Consider the following 18,752-nt stretch of genomic DNA (forward strand, 5'->3'; position numbering starts at 1 on the left):
GAATTACTTACCCTTCTTTGACTGGTCGGTGCCTTTGTCCTGCAGCTGCGAAGGAACCAGAACCGTGGTCACTCGCCCACCTTTATTGCTGAACGCCTGCATTTTTTGCTCTTTTACCAGATAGGTGATTTTGTCACCCTGGATATTGCTATCGATCTGTTCCAGATGCGCATTGCCGGTCAGCACGACAAAGTCATTTTGCAGTTCATAATGCATTTTTGACGCCCGGCCTTTAACCGGCTTGCCGTTGTCCTGCATCTGGAAGAAGGTCGCTGGGTTACCATAACCATCAATAACCTCTTTGCCTTTCTCTCCGCCCGGGCGAGTTACGACAACCTTGTCGGCGTTGATTTTGATGGTTCCCTGGGTAACAACGACATTACCAGTAAACGTGACGACATTACCCTGCATATCCAGCGACTGCTGATCGGATTCAATATGAATTGGCTGATCGGTGTCACCGGTTTTTGCCAGTGCCGGCAGGCTGGCGGCCAGTAAGGCGCTGGCGAGCGCAATCTTAAGGCTGAGTTTGTTTGTTCTGAATTTCATATGAGGTTCTAACCTTTTCAATCAGCTCGGCATTTTTGCTGCGCAGGTTCCCGCGCATTTTCAGGCCGCTGGAATTAAATGTTGTTCCGTACAACGTCACCATGTCATCGGAGGTAACATCCTGCGTCACCAGGTTTATCTGGGCGTTATCCGTCGTAATTTTGCGCAGTTGAGAATCCGCCGTCAGCGCATTCACTTCAACGTGCCCGTAAAGATACAGCATGCGGTCATTCGTCAACTTGGCTTTATCCGCTTTGATAGACCAGGTTGGTACTTTGTTAGTATCGAAGGTGGTCATTACCGGTTTTGCGAACCACGACAGTTGCTGTTCGGAAAAATACTCCACGTGTTCAGCGATCAGCCGGTAATTAAGCGCCCCTTCCGGACTATAAACGACGGTATCGGTATGCTCACTGGTATACGTTGGCTCATCAGGATTGACCGCTTGCTGGGTGGTCTCGTCCGTACTCGCCAGATTCAGGCCGATCAGGATCAGCGCGACCAGCGACAGTAAAATGATAACCCAACGTCTGGTTTTACTCATATAGATTGCCCTTTGGCCTCATCCAACTTGCCCTGCGCCAATAGTAGCAAATCGCAAACTTCCCGTACCGCCCCGCGACCGCCATTAATGCGAGTGACGTAATCTGCGCGCGGGATCAGCAACGGGTGCGCATCTGCCACCGCTACGCTTAAACCAACCTCAGCCATCACCGGCCAATCGATCAGATCGTCACCGATATAGGCCACTTCATCAGCGCGAACGGCCAGTTTGTTCAGTAATTCATGAAATGCCAGCAGTTTATTAGACTGCCCCTGGTACAGATGCGTGATGCCAAGAGTTTGGCAACGGTCTTCTACCAGTTTAGCTTTTCGTCCGGTAATTATCGCCACTTCAATATCTGAAGTCAGGGCGCAACGGATCCCGTAGCCATCACGTACGTTAAACGCTTTTAGCTCTTCGCCGTGGTTGCCCATGAAGATAAGCCCATCGGACAGGACGCCATCGACATCGAGGATCAGTAAACGGATCTTCGCTGCGCGATCAATAAAGCCCTGACTTACCGGCCCATAACAGGTCGCGATCAGGGCATCAGCATTATTCATTATTTTTTCCTTACTTACACTACGCCCGCGCGCAAGAGATCGTGCATATGTACCACACCTACCAGACGGTCGCCATCAGCAACCAACACGCAGGTGATATGACGGGATTGCATCAGGTTCAGCGCATCGACGGCCAGGATACCGGGGCGAATACGGATGCCACCTCGGGTCATCACCTCGGCAATACTGGCATTGCGCATATCGACGCCGGTATCAAATACCCGACGCAGATCGCCATCGGTGAAGATACCGATGATATTCATTTCATCATCACAGATAGCGGTCATGCCTAAATTTTTGCGCGTGATTTCCAGCAGCGCATCGCGCAGCGTGGCCTGAAGACCTACGTGCGGGATTTCATCGCCGGTATGCATGATGTCATTGACCCGCAGCAGCAGCTTACGTCCCAGCGCACCGCCAGGGTGTGACAGGGCAAAATCTTCAGCGGTAAAACCGCGTGCTTCCAGCAGCGCGACGGCAAGCGCGTCGCCCATCACCAGCGCGGCAGTGGTGCTTGAAGTTGGCGCCAACCCTAATGGGCAAGCCTCTTTTGGCACCTTCACGCACAGATGAATGTCCGCCGCGCGCGCCATGCTGCTTTCCGGGCGGCTGGTGATACAAATAAGCGAAACCTGCTGACGTTTAAGAACGGGGATAAGCGCGAGGATTTCGTTTGACTCACCCGAATTTGAGAGTGCGATAACCACATCACGTGGGGTGACCATACCTAAATCGCCATGTGCGGCTTCGCCCGGATGAACAAAAAATGATGAAGTTCCGGTGCTGGCAAAGGTAGCTGCCATTTTTCGCCCGATATGACCAGATTTGCCCATCCCCATTACGACAACTTTGCCGTTGCAGTGAAAAATGCTCTCACAGGCGCGGGTGAAATCTTCATTAATATATTGATCAAGCTGGGCCAGACCTTCACGTTCAATTTCCAGAACCTCACGGCCTGCCCGTTGAAAGTCAAAATCCGCTGGCAAATCTATTTGCGACATAATGTTATCCCGAATCATTCAACGAAGAGCGGCGCTGTCCAGAACAGCATCGCCAACCAAAGCATAAATCCGCCCACCAGCAGTAGGCCTGCTAGCCGACCAGGCTGCTGTTTACGCCGCCAGCACAGTAGGGCAAAGATCAGGCTGACCAGCAGCATGACGCCATAGTCGCGGGTAAACGCCTCGGCAGCGAAGGTGCCTGGCGCAATCAGCGCGGGAAGCCCGAGAACCAGCACGATATTAAGAATATTAGCGCCAATGATATTGCCGATGGCGATATCGTTTTCACCTTTTCGCGCGCCGGCAATAGCGGTTGCCAGCTCTGGCAAACTGGTAGCGATAGCAATCACCGTTAAGCCGACGGTCAGTTCGCTGATGGCGAAAAAGTTCGCTAGCACCGTAGCGTTATCGACCACCATACGCGTAGCCATCGGCATCACAATCATCGCGACACCCAACCACAGTAGGGCGACGGGAAGCGAACCTTCGCGCGGTAGCTCCGCGAGCTGCTCTCGGGTCAGGCTGTCGTTACCCTGACGCTCAGCGAGACGGGCTATTTTAATCGTGAACACTAGCCACAGTATTGCCAGCGCCAGCAAAAAAAGGCCATCCATACGCGTCAGCTGACCGTCATATAGCACAAAGCCCGCCAGTAAACTGACCAGCAACATTAGCGGTAATTCGCGGCGCAGGATATCAGAATGCACGGTAAATGGCTGAAATAGCGCGGTGAGACCAAGGATCAGTAAAATATTGGTGATGTTGGATCCCAGTGCCGTACCGATTGCCAGATCGGTTTGACCATGCAGAGAAGCGGCGGCGGATACGATGATCTCCGGCAGGCTGGTACCGATGCTGACGACCGTCATACCGATAATGAGCGGCGGGATCCCCAGCATGCGACAGAGTATTGAAGCGGCGTAAACCAGACGATCGGCGCTGTAGACAACCAGCAATAAACCAATAATTAACAGAGCCGTCGCTAAGAGCATCTAAAGTCCTTTCTTCAGGTATAATCGTCGCCTTGCTGGCCGTCCGTAGGCAGCGTAACGAATTCTTAATTTTGACTTTATGTGTGCCAAAAGTAAAACAAATGCCAGCTTTCGCTAACCTGGGCAGGTAAGATTCTGTAAAAATGTTGGGTTCGTGGTGAAAGAAAGCGCCATGCTTAGCTCAATGGGTGTCTAGTAAGGATGATTTTATGAGCCAAACTTTGGCGAATTTAGTTGAAGTTCGCGGTATTCGCTTCTCAAGAAGCGACCGAGTGATTTTCGACGACATCTCGCTGTCGGTGCCTCGCGGTAAGATCACTGCGATCATGGGACCATCAGGGATCGGCAAAACTACCCTGTTACGCCTGATCGGCGGCCAGATCCCACCAGACAAGGGCGAGATCCTGTTTGATGGTGAAAACGTGCCGCAGATGTCTCGTTCGCGCCTGTATACCGTGCGCAAGCGAATGAGCATGCTGTTTCAGTCCGGCGCGCTGTTCACAGATATGAACGTGTTTGATAACGTGGCTTATCCGCTGCGCGAACATACCCGCCTGCCGGAAGCGCTCCTGCACACCACGGTGATGATGAAGCTGGAAGCTGTCGGGCTGCGTGGTGCCGCGAAGCTGATGCCTTCCGAGCTCTCCGGTGGGATGGCGCGCCGCGCCGCTTTGGCGAGGGCCATTGCGCTGGAACCTGATTTAATCATGTTCGATGAGCCTTTTGTCGGGCAGGATCCCATTACCATGGGAGTGCTGGTGAAGCTGATTTCTGAACTCAACAGTACCCTGGGTGTCACTTGTATCGTAGTTTCGCATGATGTGCCGGAAGTGCTCAGCATTGCGGACTTTGCGTATATTGTAGCGGACAAAAAAGTTGTGGCGCATGGGAGCGCGCAGTCGCTGCGTGAAAATGCCGATCCTCGTGTTCGTCAGTTCATTGATGGTATTGCCGACGGCCCTGTGCCGTTCCGCTATCCCGCGGGCGACTATCACCATGATTTATTAGGCAAAGGGAGTTAAGCGACTCATGCTGTTAAATGCGCTGGCCGCGCTCGGGCATCGAGGTATTAAAAGTATCGCGACGTTTGGGCGTGCTGGATTAATGCTCTTCAACGCCGTAGTGGGCAAGCCCGAGTTTCGTAAGCATGCGCCGCTGCTGATGCGTCAGCTATACAACGTCGGCGTGCTGTCGATGCTGATCATCATCGTCTCGGGGCTGTTTATTGGTATGGTTCTGGGACTGCAGGGGTATCTGGTCTTAACCACCTATAGCGCCGAAACCAGTCTGGGCATGCTGGTGGCGCTGTCCCTGCTGCGTGAACTGGGGCCGGTTGTCGCCGCGCTGTTGTTCGCCGGGCGTGCCGGTTCGGCGCTGACTGCTGAAATCGGCCTGATGCGTGCGACCGAGCAGCTCTCCAGTATGGAGATGATGGCGGTTGATCCGCTTCGCCGCGTGATTTCTCCGCGTTTCTGGGCCGGGGTGATTTCACTGCCGTTGTTGACGATCATTTTCGTGGCAGTTGGCGTCTGGGGGGGATCGCTGGTCGGCGTTAGCTGGAAGGGTATCGACGGTGGATTCTTCTGGACCGCGATGCAAAATGCCGTCGACTGGCGGATGGACCTGGTTAACTGCCTGATTAAGAGTCTGGTTTTCGCCATTACGGTAACATGGATCGCGTTATTTAACGGTTATGACGCTATCCCCACTTCCGCCGGGATTAGCCGGGCGACAACGCGTACCGTGGTACATGCGTCGCTGGCGGTTCTGGGGCTGGATTTTGTGCTGACTGCGCTGATGTTTGGGAATTGAGTTCATGCAAACGAGAAAAAATGAAATCTGGGTAGGGGTGTTCTTACTGGTCGCGCTGCTGGCCGCGCTGTTTGTCTGCCTGAAGGCGGCAAACGTGACCTCTTTGCGTACCGAACCGACCTATCGACTCTACGCCACCTTTGACAATATTGGAGGTCTGAAAGCGCGGTCCCCGGTACGTATTGGTGGTGTTGTCGTAGGGCGCGTGGCGGATATCACGCTCGACCCGAAAACCTATCTGCCGCGTGTGGCTCTCGATATCGATGAGCGTTACAACCACATTCCGGATACCAGCTCGCTGGCAATCAGAACTTCCGGCCTGCTGGGTGAACAGTATCTGGCGATGAACATTGGTTTTGAAGACCCTGAGCTGGGAACTTCTATCCTTAAAGATGGTGGCACCATTCAGGACACCAAGTCTGCAATGGTACTGGAGGATCTAATAGGTCAGTTCCTTTACAGCAGTAAAGGCAGCGACAATAAGAATTCTGGCGATGAACCAGCTGCGGAAGAAAGTCATACTGACGCTACGCAGCCAGCCGGCACGACGCATTAATTTCAGGAGATAAGATATGTTTAAACGCTTACTAATGGTCGCCATGCTGGTGATTGCCCCCTTGACTGCCGCGACCGCTGCGGATCAATCTAATCCGTACAAGCTGATGGATGAAGCGGCGCAGAAAACCTTCGATCGCCTGAAGAATGAGCAGCCGAAGATCCAGGCTAACCCGAACTACCTGCGCGATATCGTCGATCAGGAACTGCTGCCGTATGTTCAGGTAAAATACGCTGGGGCGCTGGTGCTGGGCCGTTATTACAAAGAGGCTACTCCTGCTCAGCGCGATGCTTATTTCGCCGCTTTCCGTGAATATCTGAAACAGGCTTACGGCCAGGCGCTGGCAATGTATCACGGGCAGACTTACCAAATTGCGCCAGAACAACCTCTTGGCGAAGCAACTATTATTCCAATCCGCGTGACTATCCTCGATCCGAATGGCCGTCCGCCGGTTCGTCTGGATTTCCAGTGGCGTAAAAATACCCAAACAGGTCACTGGCAGGCTTACGATATGATTGCGGAAGGGGTGAGCATGATCACCACCAAGCAAAACGAGTGGAGTGACCTGTTGCGCACTAAAGGTATTGATGGTCTGACGGCGCAGCTGAAGACAAGCTCCGCACAGCCGATTACCCTGGAACAGAAAAAATAATGACCGGGCAGCTGAGCTGGACTCGCGATGGTGAGACGCTGGTGCTGCACGGGGAGCTGGACCAGGATCTGCTGGTCCCGCTCTGGGAAGCTCGCACGCAGGCGACGGATGGCGTGTCGGTAATTGATCTGAATGAGGTGACCCGCGTGGACACAGCTGGTCTGGCGCTATTGGTGCATTTCATTGCTCTGATTCGTCGTCAGGGCCGGGCAGCGCGGTTAATGGGTAAGAGTGAAAACGTGCAAACCCTGATCGGGCTTTACAACCTCCCGGACGACATGATCCCATAATTTTTCAGTGTCTTACTGCTAAAGCTATTCTGAAAGCCCCATCAAACTTTTCGATGGGGCTTTTTGCTTGTTTAAGACCGCGCCACTTTCCTCTAAGATGTTGGGCTGTTTTCACTATCAGATAAAACTAGCCCATGGAAAATCATGAAATTCAGACCGTGCTGATGAACGCACTCTCCCTTCAGGAAGTCCACGTCTCTGGCGATGGCAGCCACTTTCAGGTTATTGCTGTGGGTGAGATGTTCGACGGCATGAGCCGGGTCAAGAAGCAACAGGCTATCTACGCCCCGTTAATGGAATTTATTGCCGACAACCGCATCCATGCTCTGTCGATTAAAGCGTTTACCCCGCAGGAGTGGGCGCGTGACCGCAAACTAAATGGCTTATAAGCTGTGGGGATGTTCCCCACAGCGTATGTGAATTCTTAACAGAGAACAGAATCAATGGATAAATTCCGTGTTCAGGGGCCGACTCGTCTTCAGGGCGAAGTCACGATTTCCGGTGCGAAAAACGCCGCCCTGCCAATCCTCTTTGCCGCGCTGTTAGCCGACGAGCCGATTGAGATCCAAAACGTACCGAAGCTGAAAGACATCGATACCACCATGAAACTGCTGAGCCAGTTGGGCGCGAACGTTAAGCGTAATGGTTCTGTATGGATCGATGCTGGCCCGGTTGACGTCTTCTGTGCTCCGTACGATTTGGTTAAAACCATGCGCGCCTCTATTTGGGCGCTGGGGCCGCTGGTGGCTCGTTTTGGTCAGGGCCAGGTTTCACTCCCAGGCGGCTGCGCCATTGGCGCTCGTCCGGTTGATTTGCATATCACCGGTCTTGAACAACTGGGCGCGGAAATCAAACTGGAAGAAGGCTATGTTAAAGCATCGGTCAATGGGCGTTTAAAGGGCGCGCATATTGTGATGGATAAGGTCAGCGTTGGTGCGACCGTGACCATCATGAGTGCTGCGACGCTGGCGGAAGGCACTACTGTTATCGAAAACGCCGCGCGCGAGCCGGAAATTGTCGATACCGCGAACTTCCTGAATACGCTGGGTGCGAAGATCAAAGGTCAGGGTACCGATCGTATCACCATCGAAGGCGTTGCGCGTTTGGGCGGCGGCGTATACCGTGTTCTACCAGACCGTATCGAAACGGGTACTTTCCTGGTGGCTGCCGCCATTTCTGGCGGTAAGATCCTGTGCCGTAATGCCCAGCCTGATACCCTGGATGCTGTTCTGGCGAAGCTGCGTGATGCCGGGGCAGATATTGAAACCGGTGAGGACTGGATTAGTCTGGATATGCATGGTCATCGTCCGAAGGCCGTTAACGTTCGTACTGCTCCGCATCCGGGCTTCCCGACGGATATGCAGGCTCAGTTCACGTTGCTGAACCTGGTCGCAGAAGGGACAGGTGTGATCACTGAAACCATCTTTGAAAACCGCTTTATGCACATACCGGAACTGATCCGTATGGGCGCTCATGCGGAAATCGAGAGCAATACGGCGATTTGTCACGGTGTAGAGCAGCTTTCTGGTGCTCAGGTGATGGCGACCGATTTACGTGCGTCAGCAAGTCTGGTGCTGGCGGGCTGTATTGCGGAGGGTACGACGATTGTCGATCGTATCTACCACATTGACCGTGGGTACGAACGTATTGAAGATAAACTGCAGGCGTTGGGCGCAAATATAGAACGCGTCAAAGGCGAATAAACCTGTAGCGGCAGCAGCCCTCTGACGCTTGTCCGGGGGCTGTTGTCTGTATGACCTCGCTTTACTTGTTATTCTTCCTTTGACGCATCATCTGCGTCCTGTCGATAAACTGATGGGTATTGGGATCGTGATAGCGCGATGGCCAAATGATCCATGGCGTTGTTTCCAGCGCATTCGCAATTATTAGCTCACCTTTGGGCCAGGGGCGGGTTAACGCATTGGCAAGCGTGGAGGAACTCAAACCATTACGCCGCGATTCAGCCGCCAGCGACGTCCCTTTTTTGCGTAATCCGGCAATGATATCCGCCGGATGCCAGTCAATGAACTTATCCATAAATTCTCCTGGTAATAAAGATCCGATCGTCCTTAACGAGCGACGAAATGACTATACCTTGAGTTCCAGTATTGTTCTAACAAGTTCTTTTAATGGGATGAAATATTAGGAATATATCAAGTTGTGGGAGACGTTATTGAATCTTATTGGAACTTTCCCGCGTAGTGCGCGGGAAAGTGAGGGGGGATTAATGGTCGCGTTGTACCGCAATATGGGCGAGACCAATTAGCGCTTCGCGCCACTGGGAGTCAGGAAGGACCTGAAGTGCGGCAATTGCTTTATCCGCCTCTTCCTCTGCACGTTTTTGGGTCCATTCAAGCGAACCGCAGGCCGCCATGGTTTCCAGTACGGCTTCCAGCAGGTGGCGGCCGTTACCTTGCTCAATCGCGCCGCGAATCATAGCGGATTGCTCTACTGTGCCATGACGCATTGCGTGCAGCAGCGGAAGGGTGGGTTTGCCTTCGTTGAGATCATCCCCGACGTTTTTGCCAAGACGCTCGCCATCGGAACTGTAGTCGAGTAAATCATCGATTAGCTGGAAAGCAGTACCCAGATAGCGTCCGTAATCCTGCAACGCTTTCTCTTGTTCTGCAGTACAGTCGGCCAGAACCCCGGAACACTGGGCAGCGGCTTCAAACAGGCGGGCGGTCTTGCTGTAAATAACCCGCATATAGTTTTCTTCAGTGATGTCGGGATCGTTGACGTTCATTAATTGCAGAACTTCGCCTTCTGCAATGACGTTAACGGCTTCTGACATCACTTCCAAAACCTTCAATGAACCAAGAGCGGTCATCATCTGAAAGGCGCGTGTATAGATGAAATCACCCACCAGTACGCTTGCTGCGTTGCCAAAAGCGGCGTTTGCTGTGGCTTTTCCTCGGCGCATGTCTGACTCATCGACGACGTCATCATGCAGGAGGGTGGCGGTATGGATAAATTCGATCAGAGCGGCGATGGTGACGTGCGCGTTACCCTGGTAACCGACGGCCCGTGCGGCCAGCACGGCGATCATCGGACGAATACGTTTGCCGCCTCCACTGACGATGTAATAGCCTAACTGATTGATAAGCTGAACATCAGAGTCGAGTTGCTTAAGGATTGTCGCATTGACGCCCGCCATATCCTGCGCGGTTAACTCATTGATTTTTTCTAAATTCATCGCAAAAGCCGGGCCAAATGTCCTGTTACCGCGTATCCGAATGGGATCACAGAAGGATTAAGATAGAATTAAAAGAATATGTGATTGTACTGAAAAATTGGCGTAGATAAACGTTGTAGTGAAAGTTGTGTTTTTTTTCTGCGTTGATCGCTGATCGCTCTTGTCAAAGGCTCGCGTTTTGCGTAATATTCGCGCCCTATTGTGAATATTTATAGCGCACTCTGAATCATACGAAGAGGTGCGCGGAAGCGGAGTTCTATATGTACGCGGTTTTCCAAAGTGGTGGTAAACAACACCGAGTAAGCGAAGGTCAAACCATTCGCCTGGAAAAGCTGGACATCGCAACTGGCGAAGCTGTTGAGTTCGCTGAAGTGCTGATGATCGCAAACGGTGAAGAAATTAAGATCGGCGTTCCTTTCGTTGAGGGCGGCGTAATCAAAGCTGAAGTTGTTGCTCATGGTCGTGGCGAGAAAGTTAAAATCGTTAAGTTTCGTCGTCGTAAACACTACCGTAAGCAGCAGGGCCATCGTCAGTGGTTCACTGATGTGAAAATTACTGGCATCAGCGCCTAAGACCTGAGGAGAGATTTAAATGGCACATAAAAAGGCTGGCGGCTCAACTCGTAACGGTCGCGATTCAGAAGCTAAACGCCTTGGCGTTAAGCGTTTCGGTGGCGAATCCGTTCTGGCGGGTAGCATCATCGTTCGTCAACGTGGTACCAAATTCCACGCTGGCACTAACGTAGGTTGCGGTCGTGACCACACTCTGTTTGCTAAAGCAGACGGCAAAGTGAAATTTGAAGTTAAAGGCCCGAACAACCGTAAATACATCAGCATCGTTGCTGAGTAAGTTTTTCGTGGTCCGGTAACGGATTAAAGCCCCGCAACGTGTTGCGGGGCTTTTTACATTGAAAACCCGGAAAATTTTCTGCAGGGAAAACGGGCATGAAGCAGCAGGCCGGCATCGGCATTCTTTTAGCGCTCACCACTGCAATGTGCTGGGGTGCTTTGCCGATCGCTATGAAGCAGGTTCTTGAAGTGATGGAGCCGCCGACGGTGGTCTTTTATCGCTTTTTGATGGCAAGTTTTGGTCTTGGGACCATCCTGGTCATCAAAGGGAAGCTACCTCCGCTGCGCATCTTTCGCAAGCCGCGCTGGTTAATACTACTGGCCATTGCGACAGGTGGTTTGTTCGGTAACTTCATTCTGTTTAGTTCTTCCCTGCAATATCTCAGCCCCACCGCTTCCCAGGTGATTGGTCAGTTGTCCCCTGTCGGTATGATGGTTGCCAGCGTGTTTATCCTCAAAGAGAGAATGCGCGGTACTCAGATTGTGGGGGCGATGATGCTGGTTAGCGGTCTGGTGATGTTCTTCAACACCAGCCTGATTGAGATTTTTACCCGCCTGACTGATTACACGTGGGGGGTAATTTTCGGTGTTGGGGCCGCGACGGTATGGGTGAGTTATGGCGTCGCGCAAAAGGTGTTATTACGCCGTCTGGCATCACAGCAGATCCTGTTTTTGCTGTACACTTTATGTACGATAGCGCTTCTGCCGTTGGCGACGCCATCGCAGGTACTGGCATTAAGCGACTGGCAACTGGCCTGCCTGGTTTTTTGCGGGTTGAATACTCTGGTGGGCTACGGTGCGCTGGCGGAAGCTATGGCGCGCTGGCAGGCGGCGCAAGTGAGCGCGTTGATTACCTTAACGCCGCTGTTTACGCTGCTATTTTCAGATTTATTATCACTGGCCTGGCCAGACGTTTTCGCCAGACCGCTGTTGAACCTGATGGGTTATCTCGGTGCGTTTGTCGTGGTTGCGGGCGCGATGTATTCCGCCGTCGGCCATCGTCTTTGGGGGCGGTGGCGAAAGCGAGGAGCGGTTGTGCCGCTGCCCCGCTCAGGCGAATGATTTACGGAGAGTAAAATGAAGTTTGTTGATGAAGCAACGATCCTGGTCGTAGCAGGTGATGGCGGCAATGGTTGCGTTAGCTTCCGCCGCGAAAAATATATCCCGAGAGGCGGCCCGGACGGTGGTGATGGTGGTGATGGTGGTGATGTCTGGCTTGAAGCGGATGAGAACCTGAATACCTTGATCGACTACCGTTTTGAGAAGTCCTTCCGCGCTGAGCGTGGACAGAATGGTCAGAGTCGCGACTGTACCGGTAAGCGCGGTAAAGATGTGACGGTGAAGGTGCCGGTAGGGACCCGTGTGATTGACCAGGGGACCGGTGAGACGATGGGCGATATGACCAAGCACGGTCAGCGCCTGATGGTCGCAAAAGGCGGCTGGCACGGTCTGGGTAACACCCGCTTCAAATCGTCCGTCAACCGTACTCCGCGTCAGAAAACCATGGGTACACCAGGCGATAAACGCGATCTGCAACTGGAGCTGATGCTGCTGGCGGACGTAGGGATGCTGGGGATGCCGAATGCAGGTAAATCCACCTTTATTCGTGCAGTCTCAGCAGCGAAGCCCAAAGTCGCTGATTATCCGTTTACTACGCTGGTACCGAGCCTCGGTGTTGTGCGTATGGACAATGAGAAGAGCTTCGTTGTTGCGGATATCCCTGGACTGATTGAAGGCGCTGCAGAGGGGGCCGGTCTTGGTATTCGCTTCCTGAAGCACCTTGAACGCTGCCGTGTACTCTTGCACCTCATTGATATCGAACCGATTGACGGCTCCGATCCGGTTGAGAACGCGCGGATCATTATCGGTGAGCTGGAGAAATACAGCGAGAAACTGGCTTCTAAACCGCGCTGGCTGGTCTTTAACAAGATCGACCTGATGGATAAAGCCGAGGCGGAAGCCAAAGCGAAAACCATCGCTGAAGCGCTGGGCTGGGAAGACAAGTTCTATCTGATTTCTGCCGCCAGCCAGCAGGGGGTGAAGGACCTGTGCTGGGACGTGATGACCTTTATCATCGAAAATCCAATCGTTCACGCTGAAGAAGCGAAGTCGGCGGAAAAAGTCGAGTTTATGTGGGACGACTACCATCGTCAGCAGCTTGAAGAAGCGGAAGTCGAAGTGGAAGATGACGAAGACTGGGATGATGATTGGGACGAAGACGACGAAGAAGGCGTCGAATTCATCTACAAACGTTAATTCTGAGCAATCTAAAAGGGCCGCATGTGATGCGGCCCTTTGTCTTAGTTATTCTGATACAAATCCTTGTACAACCGACTTTCGAAACGCACGAGTGGAATACGTCGATTGCGTTGATCGGCTGGTGGCACAGCATATCCTGATAAATATTGCACAAATGCGATCTTCTGCCCGCTGGCCGTGGTGATGAAACCAGCCAGATTGTAAACTCCTTGCAGAGAGCCCGTTTTGGCGGAAACTTTGCCATCAACGCCAGCCTGATGTAGACCCGCGCGATATTGCAGAGAGCCATCGTGCCCTGCCAGAGGCAGCATTGAAATAAAGTTGAGTTCAGTATCGTGCTGAGCAATGTACTGTAGCACCTGCATCATTGTCGCGGGTGCGATGAGGTTATGGCGCGACAGACCTGAGCCATCCGCAATAATGGTATTCCCGAGATCGACACTGGCCTGCTGGCGCAGGATTTGCCGTACTGCATCGGAACCCGCTCGCCAGGTACCCGGTACGCCGAAACGAGCGTGTCCAATGGTACGAAATACGGTATCGGCAATCATATTGTCTGATTTTTTCAGCATGATCCGCAGCAGGTCGTGCAGCGGTGCAGATTGGGTTGTTGCGAGCACGGTACCGGGGTCGTTAGCCAATGTCTGGCGCAGCAGTGTACCGCTCCAGGTAATACCGGCATCAGTCAGTTCAGACTTCAGAATCGCACCGGCATAGCCAGCACCATCCTGGATGGCGAAGGCCAATGGCAAAGGTTCGCTGCGCTGTGGTAGACATCCGGTTAGGGTATATCGATTTAGATCGCCTGGGACCACGTCTAGCTCGCAGTATTGCGCCTCAGAAGAGCCTCGCGCCAGGGTGCGCACTTGACTGAACATCGTCACCGGGTAGTAGGATGCCACACGGATAAACGCCAGATCTCCCGGCTTTTGCGCGCTGTAGAGTGAAATGGAGAAGCAGTTGCGATCGACAATAGCCGCCGCTGGGGGCGCGCTAAAGCATTGTGTCATATCATTCCACGGCCAGCCTGGCGCTTTGTCATGACTGGCAAACACAGAAGTATCGATAAGCACATTGCCTTCAATACGCTGGACACCCGCTTTTTTCAACGTGGCGACCATATTACGTATATCCTGGCGTTTGAGCGTTGGATCGCCGCCGAAACGCGCAATAAGATCGCCCTTTAGTACGCCACCTTCAAGATTGCCTTTAGTTTCCAGCGTCGTAGTGAAGCGGAAATTCGGACCCAGTTGCAGCAGCGCGGCCAGAGCGGTTATCACTTTCTGGGTACTGGCTGGGAGCGCCATTTGTTGGCTGTGAAAGTCTATCTCCGGCGTCGGGGAGCCTACCTTTTGCGCCATAAAGGCAAGGTTAGCACCCGCAGGAAGCTGGTTGATGTACTCGTCAATGTTCGCCGCTTGAGCGCTAATCGCTATGCCGGCAGTCAATCCGATGATAAATCTGGAAAATCGCATAATCTCGCGCTAACAACCTGAAACCGAGCCGTCATACTACGGTGCAACACCCTGTAAAGTAAACGATGACCCATAGTGAACTTCAGGGTAAAATACATATCAAATTGAAAATTGCTGCTGGCCTGGGGATTGCTTTCCGGGTCGGTTTTCTTTTTGCTCCTGTCTTGCTTAAGGCTTGACCGGTTGCGGAGCGGTGATGTCCGTTCCATGAAAGAATGATAAAGAGGTATAACAAATGCAAGCTATTCCGATGACCTTACGTGGCGCTGAAAAATTGCGCGAAGAACTGGATTTTCTGAAGTCCGTGCGTCGCCCTGAAATTATTGCTGCTATCGCTGATGCCCGTGAACACGGCGATCTGAAAGAGAATGCTGAGTATCATGCAGCTCGTGAACAGCAGGGTTTTTGTGAAGGTCGCATTAAGGATATCGAAGCGAAACTGTCGAATGCGCAGGTTATCGATATCACCAAAATGTCAAACAATGGCCGGGTGATTTTTGCTTCAACAGTCAGTGTTTTGAATCTTGATACTGATGAAGAGCAGACTTACCGTATCGTTGGCGACGATGAAGCTGATTTTAAGCAAAATCTGATTTCTGTAAACTCGCCGATTGCACGTGGCCTGATCGGTAAAGAACAGGATGATGTTGTCGTAATCCGTACACCAGGCGGTGAAGTCGAATTCGAAATTATTAAGGTTGAGTACCTTTAATCCGAATTTACGGCTACGATGTTGATGGATTGTAAAGAAAGGAAAAAGGCCGCATAGCGGCCTTTTATCAACGTCCGGAGCATGGCATTTTGCTCGTCTACCCGCAGAAAACCCTCGATTTACACAAAGTTGTGTCGATAACCAGGATATTCTTAGCGTGGCAGCGAGATTTTACGCTCTTTAGTCGGGCGATACAGGACCAGCGTTTTACCGATGACCTGTACGTTACAGGCGCCGGTTTCGCGCACGATGGCTTCCACGATCAAGGTTTTAGTGTCGCGATCTTCCGAGGCGATCTTCACCTTGATAAGTTCATGGTGCTCTAACGCTTGTTCAATCTCGGCCAGTACCCCTTCGGTCAAACCATTGTTGCCAAGCATAACTACCGGCTTGAGCGGATGTGCCAGACCTTTCAGGTGCTGTTTTTGTTTAGTACTCAGATTCATCGTATTTTTTTGCTTACGTTGGGATTGAAAACGGTTCATTCTACCGCCATCTCCCATATATCGCCAAACTACCGTGCCGATTTTTACGTCGCAAAGTATGATGAACCCGAAATGGGAATGTTAAATGACAGGTAAAAAGCGTTCTGCCAGCTCAAGTCGTTGGCTCCAGGAACACTTTAGCGATAAATATGTTCAACAGGCACAGAAAAAGGGGTTACGTTCCCGTGCCTGGTTTAAACTTGATGAAATACAGCAAAGTGACAAAATTTTTAAACCGGGGATGACGATTGTTGACCTCGGCGCTGCACCCGGTGGCTGGTCGCAATATGCGGTTACGCAGATCGGTAACAGCGGCCGCATCATTGCTTGCGATCTTTTACCTATGGATCCAATCGTTGGTGTGGACTTCCTTCAGGGTGACTTTCGTGATGAATTAGTCCTGAAAGCGTTACTTGAGCGCGTAGGTGACAGTAAAGTACAAGTGGTCATGTCCGATATGGCACCAAATATGTGTGGAACACCGGCGGTGGATATTCCCCGGGCCATGTATCTGGTGGAATTGGCGCTTGGAATGGCTCGTGATGTATTAGCGCCAGGTGGTAGTTTTGTAGTGAAGGTGTTCCAGGGCGAAGGCTTCGATGAGTATCTAAGAGAGATTCGCTCCCTGTTTACGAAGGTCAAAGTTCGTAAGCCGGACTCTTCTCGCGCCCGTTCGCGTGAAGTGTACATTGTAGCGACCGGGCGTAAACCATAACCGGTAGATTTCAAACGAAAGTTTGAAAGAAACTGGATATAGAGTATCCTGACGCTGTTTTTAACACAGTTGTAATAAGAGGTTAATCCCTTGAGTGACATGGCGAAAAACCTAATACTCTGGCTGGTCATTGCCGTTGTGCTGATGTCAGTATTCCAGAGCTTTGGGCCCAGCGAGTCGAATGGCCGAAAGGTAGATTATTCAACCTTCCTGCAAGAGGTCAATCAGGACCAGGTTCGCGAAGCGCGTATCAACGGACGTGAGATTAACGTTACCAAGAAAGATAGTAACCGTTACACGACTTACATTCCGGTTAACGATCCGAAGCTGCTCGATAACCTGTTGACGAAAAACGTCAAAGTGGTTGGCGAACCGCCAGAAGAGCCAAGCCTGCTGGCTTCTATCTTCATTTCCTGGTTCCCAATGCTGTTGTTGATTGGTGTCTGGATCTTCTTCATGCGTCAGATGCAGGGCGGCGGTGGCAAAGGTGCCATGTCGTTCGGTAAGAGCAAAGCGCGCATGTTGACGGAGGATCAGATCAAAACCACTTTTGCCGACGTTGCGGGTTGTGACGAAGCAAAAGAGGAAGTGGCTGAACTGGTTGAATACCTGCGTGAGCCAAGCCGTTTCCAGAAACTGGGCGGTAAAATCCCGAAAGGCGTCCTGATGGTTGGTCCTCCGGGTACGGGTAAAACGCTGTTGGCGAAAGCGATCGCTGGCGAAGCTAAAGTACCGTTCTTTACTATTTCGGGCTCTGACTTTGTTGAAATGTTTGTGGGTGTCGGTGCATCACGTGTGCGTGACATGTTCGAACAGGCTAAGAAAGCGGCTCCATGCATTATCTTTATCGATGAAATCGATGCCGTTGGTCGCCAGCGTGGTGCAGGTCTTGGCGGCGGTCATGATGAACGTGAGCAGACTCTGAACCAAATGCTGGTTGAGATGGATGGCTTCGAAGGTAATGAAGGCATCATCGTGATTGCTGCGACTAACCGTCCTGACGTACTTGACCCGGCTCTGCTGCGTCCAGGCCGTTTTGACCGTCAGGTTGTGGTGGGTCTGCCGGATGTCCGTGGCCGTGAACAGATTCTTAAAGTTCACATGCGTCGCGTACCGCTGTCTCCGGATATTGATGCGGCAATCATTGCCCGCGGAACACCTGGTTTCTCCGGTGCTGACCTGGCAAACCTGGTGAACGAAGCGGCGTTGTTCGCTGCGCGTGGCAACAAGCGTGTTGTTTCGATGGTTGAGTTCGAGAAAGCGAAAGACAAAATCATGATGGGCGCGGAACGTCGCTCCATGGTGATGACCGAAGCGCAGAAGGAATCCACTGCTTATCACGAAGCTGGCCACGCGATTATTGGTCGTCTGGTTCCGGAACACGATCCGGTGCATAAAGTGACGATTATTCCGCGCGGACGTGCGTTGGGTGTGACCTTCTTCCTGCCTGAAGGCGACGCAATAAGCGCCAGCCGTCAGAAACTGGAAAGTCAGATCTCAACTCTGTACGGTGGTCGTCTTGCAGAAGAGATTATCTACGGCGTAGAACATGTTTCTACCGGGGCTTCAAACGATATCAAAGTTGCGACTAATCTGGCACGTAACATGGTGACCCAGTGGGGCTTCTCTGAAAAACTCGGTCCGTTGTTGTATGCGGAAGAAGAGGGTGAAGTGTTCCTCGGTCGCAGCGTCGCGAAAGCGAAACATATGTCTGATGAAACCGCGCGTATTATCGATCAAGAAGTGAAATTACTGATTGAGCGTAACTACGATCGTGCACGCCATTTGCTGAACGACAATCTGGATATTTTGCATTCGATGAAAGATGCGCTCATGAAATATGAGACCATCGATGCACCGCAGATTGATGATCTGATGGCTCGCCGCGATGTTCGCCCGCCAGCTGGCTGGGAAGAACCGGGTTCATCTAATAATTCTGGCAATAATGGCACCCCGAGTGCGCCGCGTCCGGTCGATGAACCGCGTACGCCAAACCCGGGCAACACCATGTCAGAACAGCTAGGCGACAAATAAGTTAGCCGCTATTGATCTGCTGTACTTTTCTAAAACCCCTGGGCATCCGCTCCGGGGTTTTTCTTTTTC

At 52.1% G+C, this 18,752-nt stretch carries 23 protein-coding genes; 14 read left to right on the forward strand and 9 right to left on the reverse strand.

What is annotated here, in order from left to right; genetic code table 11:
• Positions 1-3: 3 nt before the first annotated feature.
• From lptA to AC07P6_RS03130, 5 genes are read right to left on the reverse strand one after another with little or no spacing between them, the layout of a single operon-like run.
• A complete protein-coding gene (gene lptA / locus AC07P6_RS03110; protein ID WP_110272846.1) occupies positions 4-549 on the reverse strand; it encodes a lipopolysaccharide ABC transporter substrate-binding protein LptA in 546 nt (181 codons plus the stop codon).
• Positions 518-1,093, reverse strand: coding sequence for an LPS export ABC transporter periplasmic protein LptC (gene lptC / locus AC07P6_RS03115; protein WP_182235060.1), 576 nt, complete (start codon positions 1,091-1,093; stop codon positions 518-520). The genes lptA and lptC overlap by 32 nt, the downstream gene beginning before the upstream one ends.
• Complete coding sequence (gene kdsC, locus AC07P6_RS03120; protein WP_110272848.1) at positions 1,090-1,656, reverse strand: 3-deoxy-manno-octulosonate-8-phosphatase KdsC; 567 nt, start codon at positions 1,654-1,656, stop codon at positions 1,090-1,092. Before kdsC ends, lptC begins: the two co-directional genes overlap by 4 nt.
• Positions 1,657-1,670: 14 nt before the next feature.
• Positions 1,671-2,675, reverse strand: a complete 1,005-nt coding sequence (kdsD, locus tag AC07P6_RS03125) for an arabinose-5-phosphate isomerase KdsD (RefSeq protein ID WP_375538819.1) — start codon at positions 2,673-2,675, stop codon at positions 1,671-1,673.
• Positions 2,672-3,649: a calcium/sodium antiporter gene (locus AC07P6_RS03130; RefSeq protein ID WP_478315627.1), complete on the reverse strand. Its 978-nt coding sequence runs from the start codon at positions 3,647-3,649 to the stop codon at positions 2,672-2,674. Before AC07P6_RS03130 ends, kdsD begins: the two co-directional genes overlap by 4 nt.
• Before the next feature lie 209 nt (positions 3,650-3,858).
• Between AC07P6_RS03130 and mlaF the strand changes: the two genes are divergently transcribed.
• From mlaF to murA, 7 genes are all read left to right on the forward strand, one after another.
• The gene (gene mlaF / locus AC07P6_RS03135; protein ID WP_110272850.1) at positions 3,859-4,671 is read left to right on the forward strand and encodes a phospholipid ABC transporter ATP-binding protein MlaF; all 813 of its coding nucleotides are present in this window, start codon (positions 3,859-3,861) and stop codon (positions 4,669-4,671) included.
• Positions 4,672-4,678: 7 nt separating this feature from the next.
• Positions 4,679-5,461, forward strand: a complete 783-nt coding sequence (mlaE, locus tag AC07P6_RS03140) for a lipid asymmetry maintenance ABC transporter permease subunit MlaE (protein WP_110272851.1) — start codon at positions 4,679-4,681, stop codon at positions 5,459-5,461.
• A 4-nt stretch (positions 5,462-5,465) separates the two neighbouring features.
• Positions 5,466-6,017: an outer membrane lipid asymmetry maintenance protein MlaD gene (gene mlaD, locus AC07P6_RS03145; protein ID WP_434661345.1), complete on the forward strand. Its 552-nt coding sequence runs from the start codon at positions 5,466-5,468 to the stop codon at positions 6,015-6,017.
• 16 nt (positions 6,018-6,033) lie between these two features.
• A complete protein-coding gene (gene mlaC, locus AC07P6_RS03150) occupies positions 6,034-6,669 on the forward strand; it encodes a phospholipid-binding protein MlaC (protein ID WP_110272853.1) in 636 nt (211 codons plus the stop codon).
• Complete coding sequence (mlaB, locus tag AC07P6_RS03155) at positions 6,669-6,959, forward strand: lipid asymmetry maintenance protein MlaB (protein ID WP_112213558.1); 291 nt, start codon at positions 6,669-6,671, stop codon at positions 6,957-6,959. Before mlaC ends, mlaB begins: the two co-directional genes overlap by 1 nt.
• Positions 6,960-7,093: 134 nt before the next feature.
• Positions 7,094-7,348, forward strand: a complete 255-nt coding sequence (gene ibaG, locus AC07P6_RS03160) for a BolA family iron metabolism protein IbaG (protein ID WP_110272855.1) — start codon at positions 7,094-7,096, stop codon at positions 7,346-7,348.
• 54 nt (positions 7,349-7,402) lie between these two features.
• Positions 7,403-8,662, forward strand: coding sequence for a UDP-N-acetylglucosamine 1-carboxyvinyltransferase (murA, locus tag AC07P6_RS03165; protein WP_112213559.1), 1,260 nt, complete (start codon positions 7,403-7,405; stop codon positions 8,660-8,662).
• Positions 8,663-8,723: 61 nt separating this feature from the next.
• Here the strand turns inward: murA and sfsB are convergent, their stop codons facing one another.
• Both sfsB and ispB read right to left on the reverse strand, forming a co-directional pair.
• A complete protein-coding gene (gene sfsB, locus AC07P6_RS03170; protein ID WP_181484723.1) occupies positions 8,724-8,996 on the reverse strand; it encodes a DNA-binding transcriptional regulator SfsB in 273 nt (90 codons plus the stop codon).
• Positions 8,997-9,183: 187 nt separating this feature from the next.
• Positions 9,184-10,155, reverse strand: coding sequence for an octaprenyl diphosphate synthase (gene ispB / locus AC07P6_RS03175; RefSeq protein WP_478315628.1), 972 nt, complete (start codon positions 10,153-10,155; stop codon positions 9,184-9,186).
• Positions 10,156-10,415: 260 nt separating this feature from the next.
• Here ispB and rplU point away from each other — a divergent pair, with 260 nt between their 5' ends.
• From rplU to cgtA, 4 genes are all read left to right on the forward strand, one after another.
• Entirely contained in the window at positions 10,416-10,727 is a 312-nt protein-coding gene (gene rplU, locus AC07P6_RS03180) for a 50S ribosomal protein L21 (RefSeq protein WP_004106123.1), read from the forward strand.
• Positions 10,728-10,746: 19 nt separating this feature from the next.
• Entirely contained in the window at positions 10,747-11,004 is a 258-nt protein-coding gene (gene rpmA, locus AC07P6_RS03185) for a 50S ribosomal protein L27 (RefSeq protein WP_003861831.1), read from the forward strand.
• A gap of 95 nt (positions 11,005-11,099) precedes the next feature.
• A complete protein-coding gene (locus AC07P6_RS03190) occupies positions 11,100-12,065 on the forward strand; it encodes a DMT family transporter (RefSeq protein ID WP_304253752.1) in 966 nt (321 codons plus the stop codon).
• Positions 12,066-12,080: 15 nt separating this feature from the next.
• Complete coding sequence (gene cgtA, locus AC07P6_RS03195) at positions 12,081-13,259, forward strand: Obg family GTPase CgtA (protein WP_181484725.1); 1,179 nt, start codon at positions 12,081-12,083, stop codon at positions 13,257-13,259.
• A gap of 44 nt (positions 13,260-13,303) precedes the next feature.
• On the opposite strand, the gene dacB is transcribed toward cgtA, so the two are convergent.
• Entirely contained in the window at positions 13,304-14,737 is a 1,434-nt protein-coding gene (dacB, locus tag AC07P6_RS03200; protein WP_182235055.1) for a serine-type D-Ala-D-Ala carboxypeptidase, read from the reverse strand.
• A gap of 235 nt (positions 14,738-14,972) precedes the next feature.
• Here dacB and greA point away from each other — a divergent pair, with 235 nt between their 5' ends.
• Positions 14,973-15,449 (forward strand): transcription elongation factor GreA, encoded by a 477-nt coding sequence (gene greA, locus AC07P6_RS03205; protein ID WP_478315629.1) that lies wholly within the window; start codon positions 14,973-14,975, stop codon positions 15,447-15,449.
• A gap of 152 nt (positions 15,450-15,601) precedes the next feature.
• Here greA and yhbY read toward each other — a convergent pair whose 3' ends face one another.
• On the reverse strand, positions 15,602-15,895 hold the full coding sequence (yhbY, locus tag AC07P6_RS03210) for a ribosome assembly RNA-binding protein YhbY (protein WP_003025016.1): 294 nt from the start codon (positions 15,893-15,895) through the stop codon (positions 15,602-15,604).
• Between the two features lie 124 nt (positions 15,896-16,019).
• Here yhbY and rlmE point away from each other — a divergent pair, with 124 nt between their 5' ends.
• Together rlmE and ftsH are read left to right on the forward strand one after the other, a co-directional pair.
• Positions 16,020-16,649 carry a 23S rRNA (uridine(2552)-2'-O)-methyltransferase RlmE gene (gene rlmE, locus AC07P6_RS03215; RefSeq protein ID WP_004106110.1) on the forward strand — a complete coding sequence of 210 codons (630 nt, stop codon included), beginning with the start codon at positions 16,020-16,022 and terminating at the stop codon, positions 16,647-16,649.
• A gap of 99 nt (positions 16,650-16,748) precedes the next feature.
• A complete protein-coding gene (ftsH, locus tag AC07P6_RS03220; RefSeq protein ID WP_110272863.1) occupies positions 16,749-18,683 on the forward strand; it encodes an ATP-dependent zinc metalloprotease FtsH in 1,935 nt (644 codons plus the stop codon).
• Positions 18,684-18,752 lie beyond the last annotated feature (69 nt).

The organism is Klebsiella sp. GFKo11 (assembly GCF_056490265.1).

Bases quoted from the DNA above. Each gene is read 5' to 3' on its own strand.
- mlaF (WP_110272850.1), top strand. From the start codon at position 3,859: ATGAGCCAAACTTTGGCGAATTTAGTTGAAGTTCGCGGTATTCGCTTC.
- mlaC (WP_110272853.1), top strand. From the start codon at position 6,034: ATGTTTAAACGCTTACTAATGGTCGCCATGCTGGTGATTGCCCCCTTG.
- yhbY (WP_003025016.1), bottom strand. From the start codon at position 15,895: ATGAATCTGAGTACTAAACAAAAACAGCACCTGAAAGGTCTGGCACAT.
- ibaG (WP_110272855.1), top strand. From the start codon at position 7,094: ATGGAAAATCATGAAATTCAGACCGTGCTGATGAACGCACTCTCCCTT.
- mlaE (WP_110272851.1), top strand. From the start codon at position 4,679: ATGCTGTTAAATGCGCTGGCCGCGCTCGGGCATCGAGGTATTAAAAGT.
- mlaD (WP_434661345.1), top strand. From the start codon at position 5,466: ATGCAAACGAGAAAAAATGAAATCTGGGTAGGGGTGTTCTTACTGGTC.
- rplU (WP_004106123.1), top strand. From the start codon at position 10,416: ATGTACGCGGTTTTCCAAAGTGGTGGTAAACAACACCGAGTAAGCGAA.
- lptC (WP_182235060.1), bottom strand. From the start codon at position 1,093: ATGAGTAAAACCAGACGTTGGGTTATCATTTTACTGTCGCTGGTCGCG.
- murA (WP_112213559.1), top strand. From the start codon at position 7,403: ATGGATAAATTCCGTGTTCAGGGGCCGACTCGTCTTCAGGGCGAAGTC.
- rlmE (WP_004106110.1), top strand. From the start codon at position 16,020: ATGACAGGTAAAAAGCGTTCTGCCAGCTCAAGTCGTTGGCTCCAGGAA.
- kdsC (WP_110272848.1), bottom strand. From the start codon at position 1,656: ATGAATAATGCTGATGCCCTGATCGCGACCTGTTATGGGCCGGTAAGT.
- AC07P6_RS03130 (WP_478315627.1), bottom strand. From the start codon at position 3,649: ATGCTCTTAGCGACGGCTCTGTTAATTATTGGTTTATTGCTGGTTGTC.
- lptA (WP_110272846.1), bottom strand. From the start codon at position 549: ATGAAATTCAGAACAAACAAACTCAGCCTTAAGATTGCGCTCGCCAGC.
- AC07P6_RS03190 (WP_304253752.1), top strand. From the start codon at position 11,100: ATGAAGCAGCAGGCCGGCATCGGCATTCTTTTAGCGCTCACCACTGCA.
- cgtA (WP_181484725.1), top strand. From the start codon at position 12,081: ATGAAGTTTGTTGATGAAGCAACGATCCTGGTCGTAGCAGGTGATGGC.
- dacB (WP_182235055.1), bottom strand. From the start codon at position 14,737: ATGCGATTTTCCAGATTTATCATCGGATTGACTGCCGGCATAGCGATT.
- ftsH (WP_110272863.1), top strand. From the start codon at position 16,749: ATGGCGAAAAACCTAATACTCTGGCTGGTCATTGCCGTTGTGCTGATG.
- mlaB (WP_112213558.1), top strand. From the start codon at position 6,669: ATGACCGGGCAGCTGAGCTGGACTCGCGATGGTGAGACGCTGGTGCTG.
- rpmA (WP_003861831.1), top strand. From the start codon at position 10,747: ATGGCACATAAAAAGGCTGGCGGCTCAACTCGTAACGGTCGCGATTCA.
- kdsD (WP_375538819.1), bottom strand. From the start codon at position 2,675: ATGATTCGGGATAACATTATGTCGCAAATAGATTTGCCAGCGGATTTT.
- sfsB (WP_181484723.1), bottom strand. From the start codon at position 8,996: ATGGATAAGTTCATTGACTGGCATCCGGCGGATATCATTGCCGGATTA.
- ispB (WP_478315628.1), bottom strand. From the start codon at position 10,155: ATGAATTTAGAAAAAATCAATGAGTTAACCGCGCAGGATATGGCGGGC.
- greA (WP_478315629.1), top strand. From the start codon at position 14,973: ATGCAAGCTATTCCGATGACCTTACGTGGCGCTGAAAAATTGCGCGAA.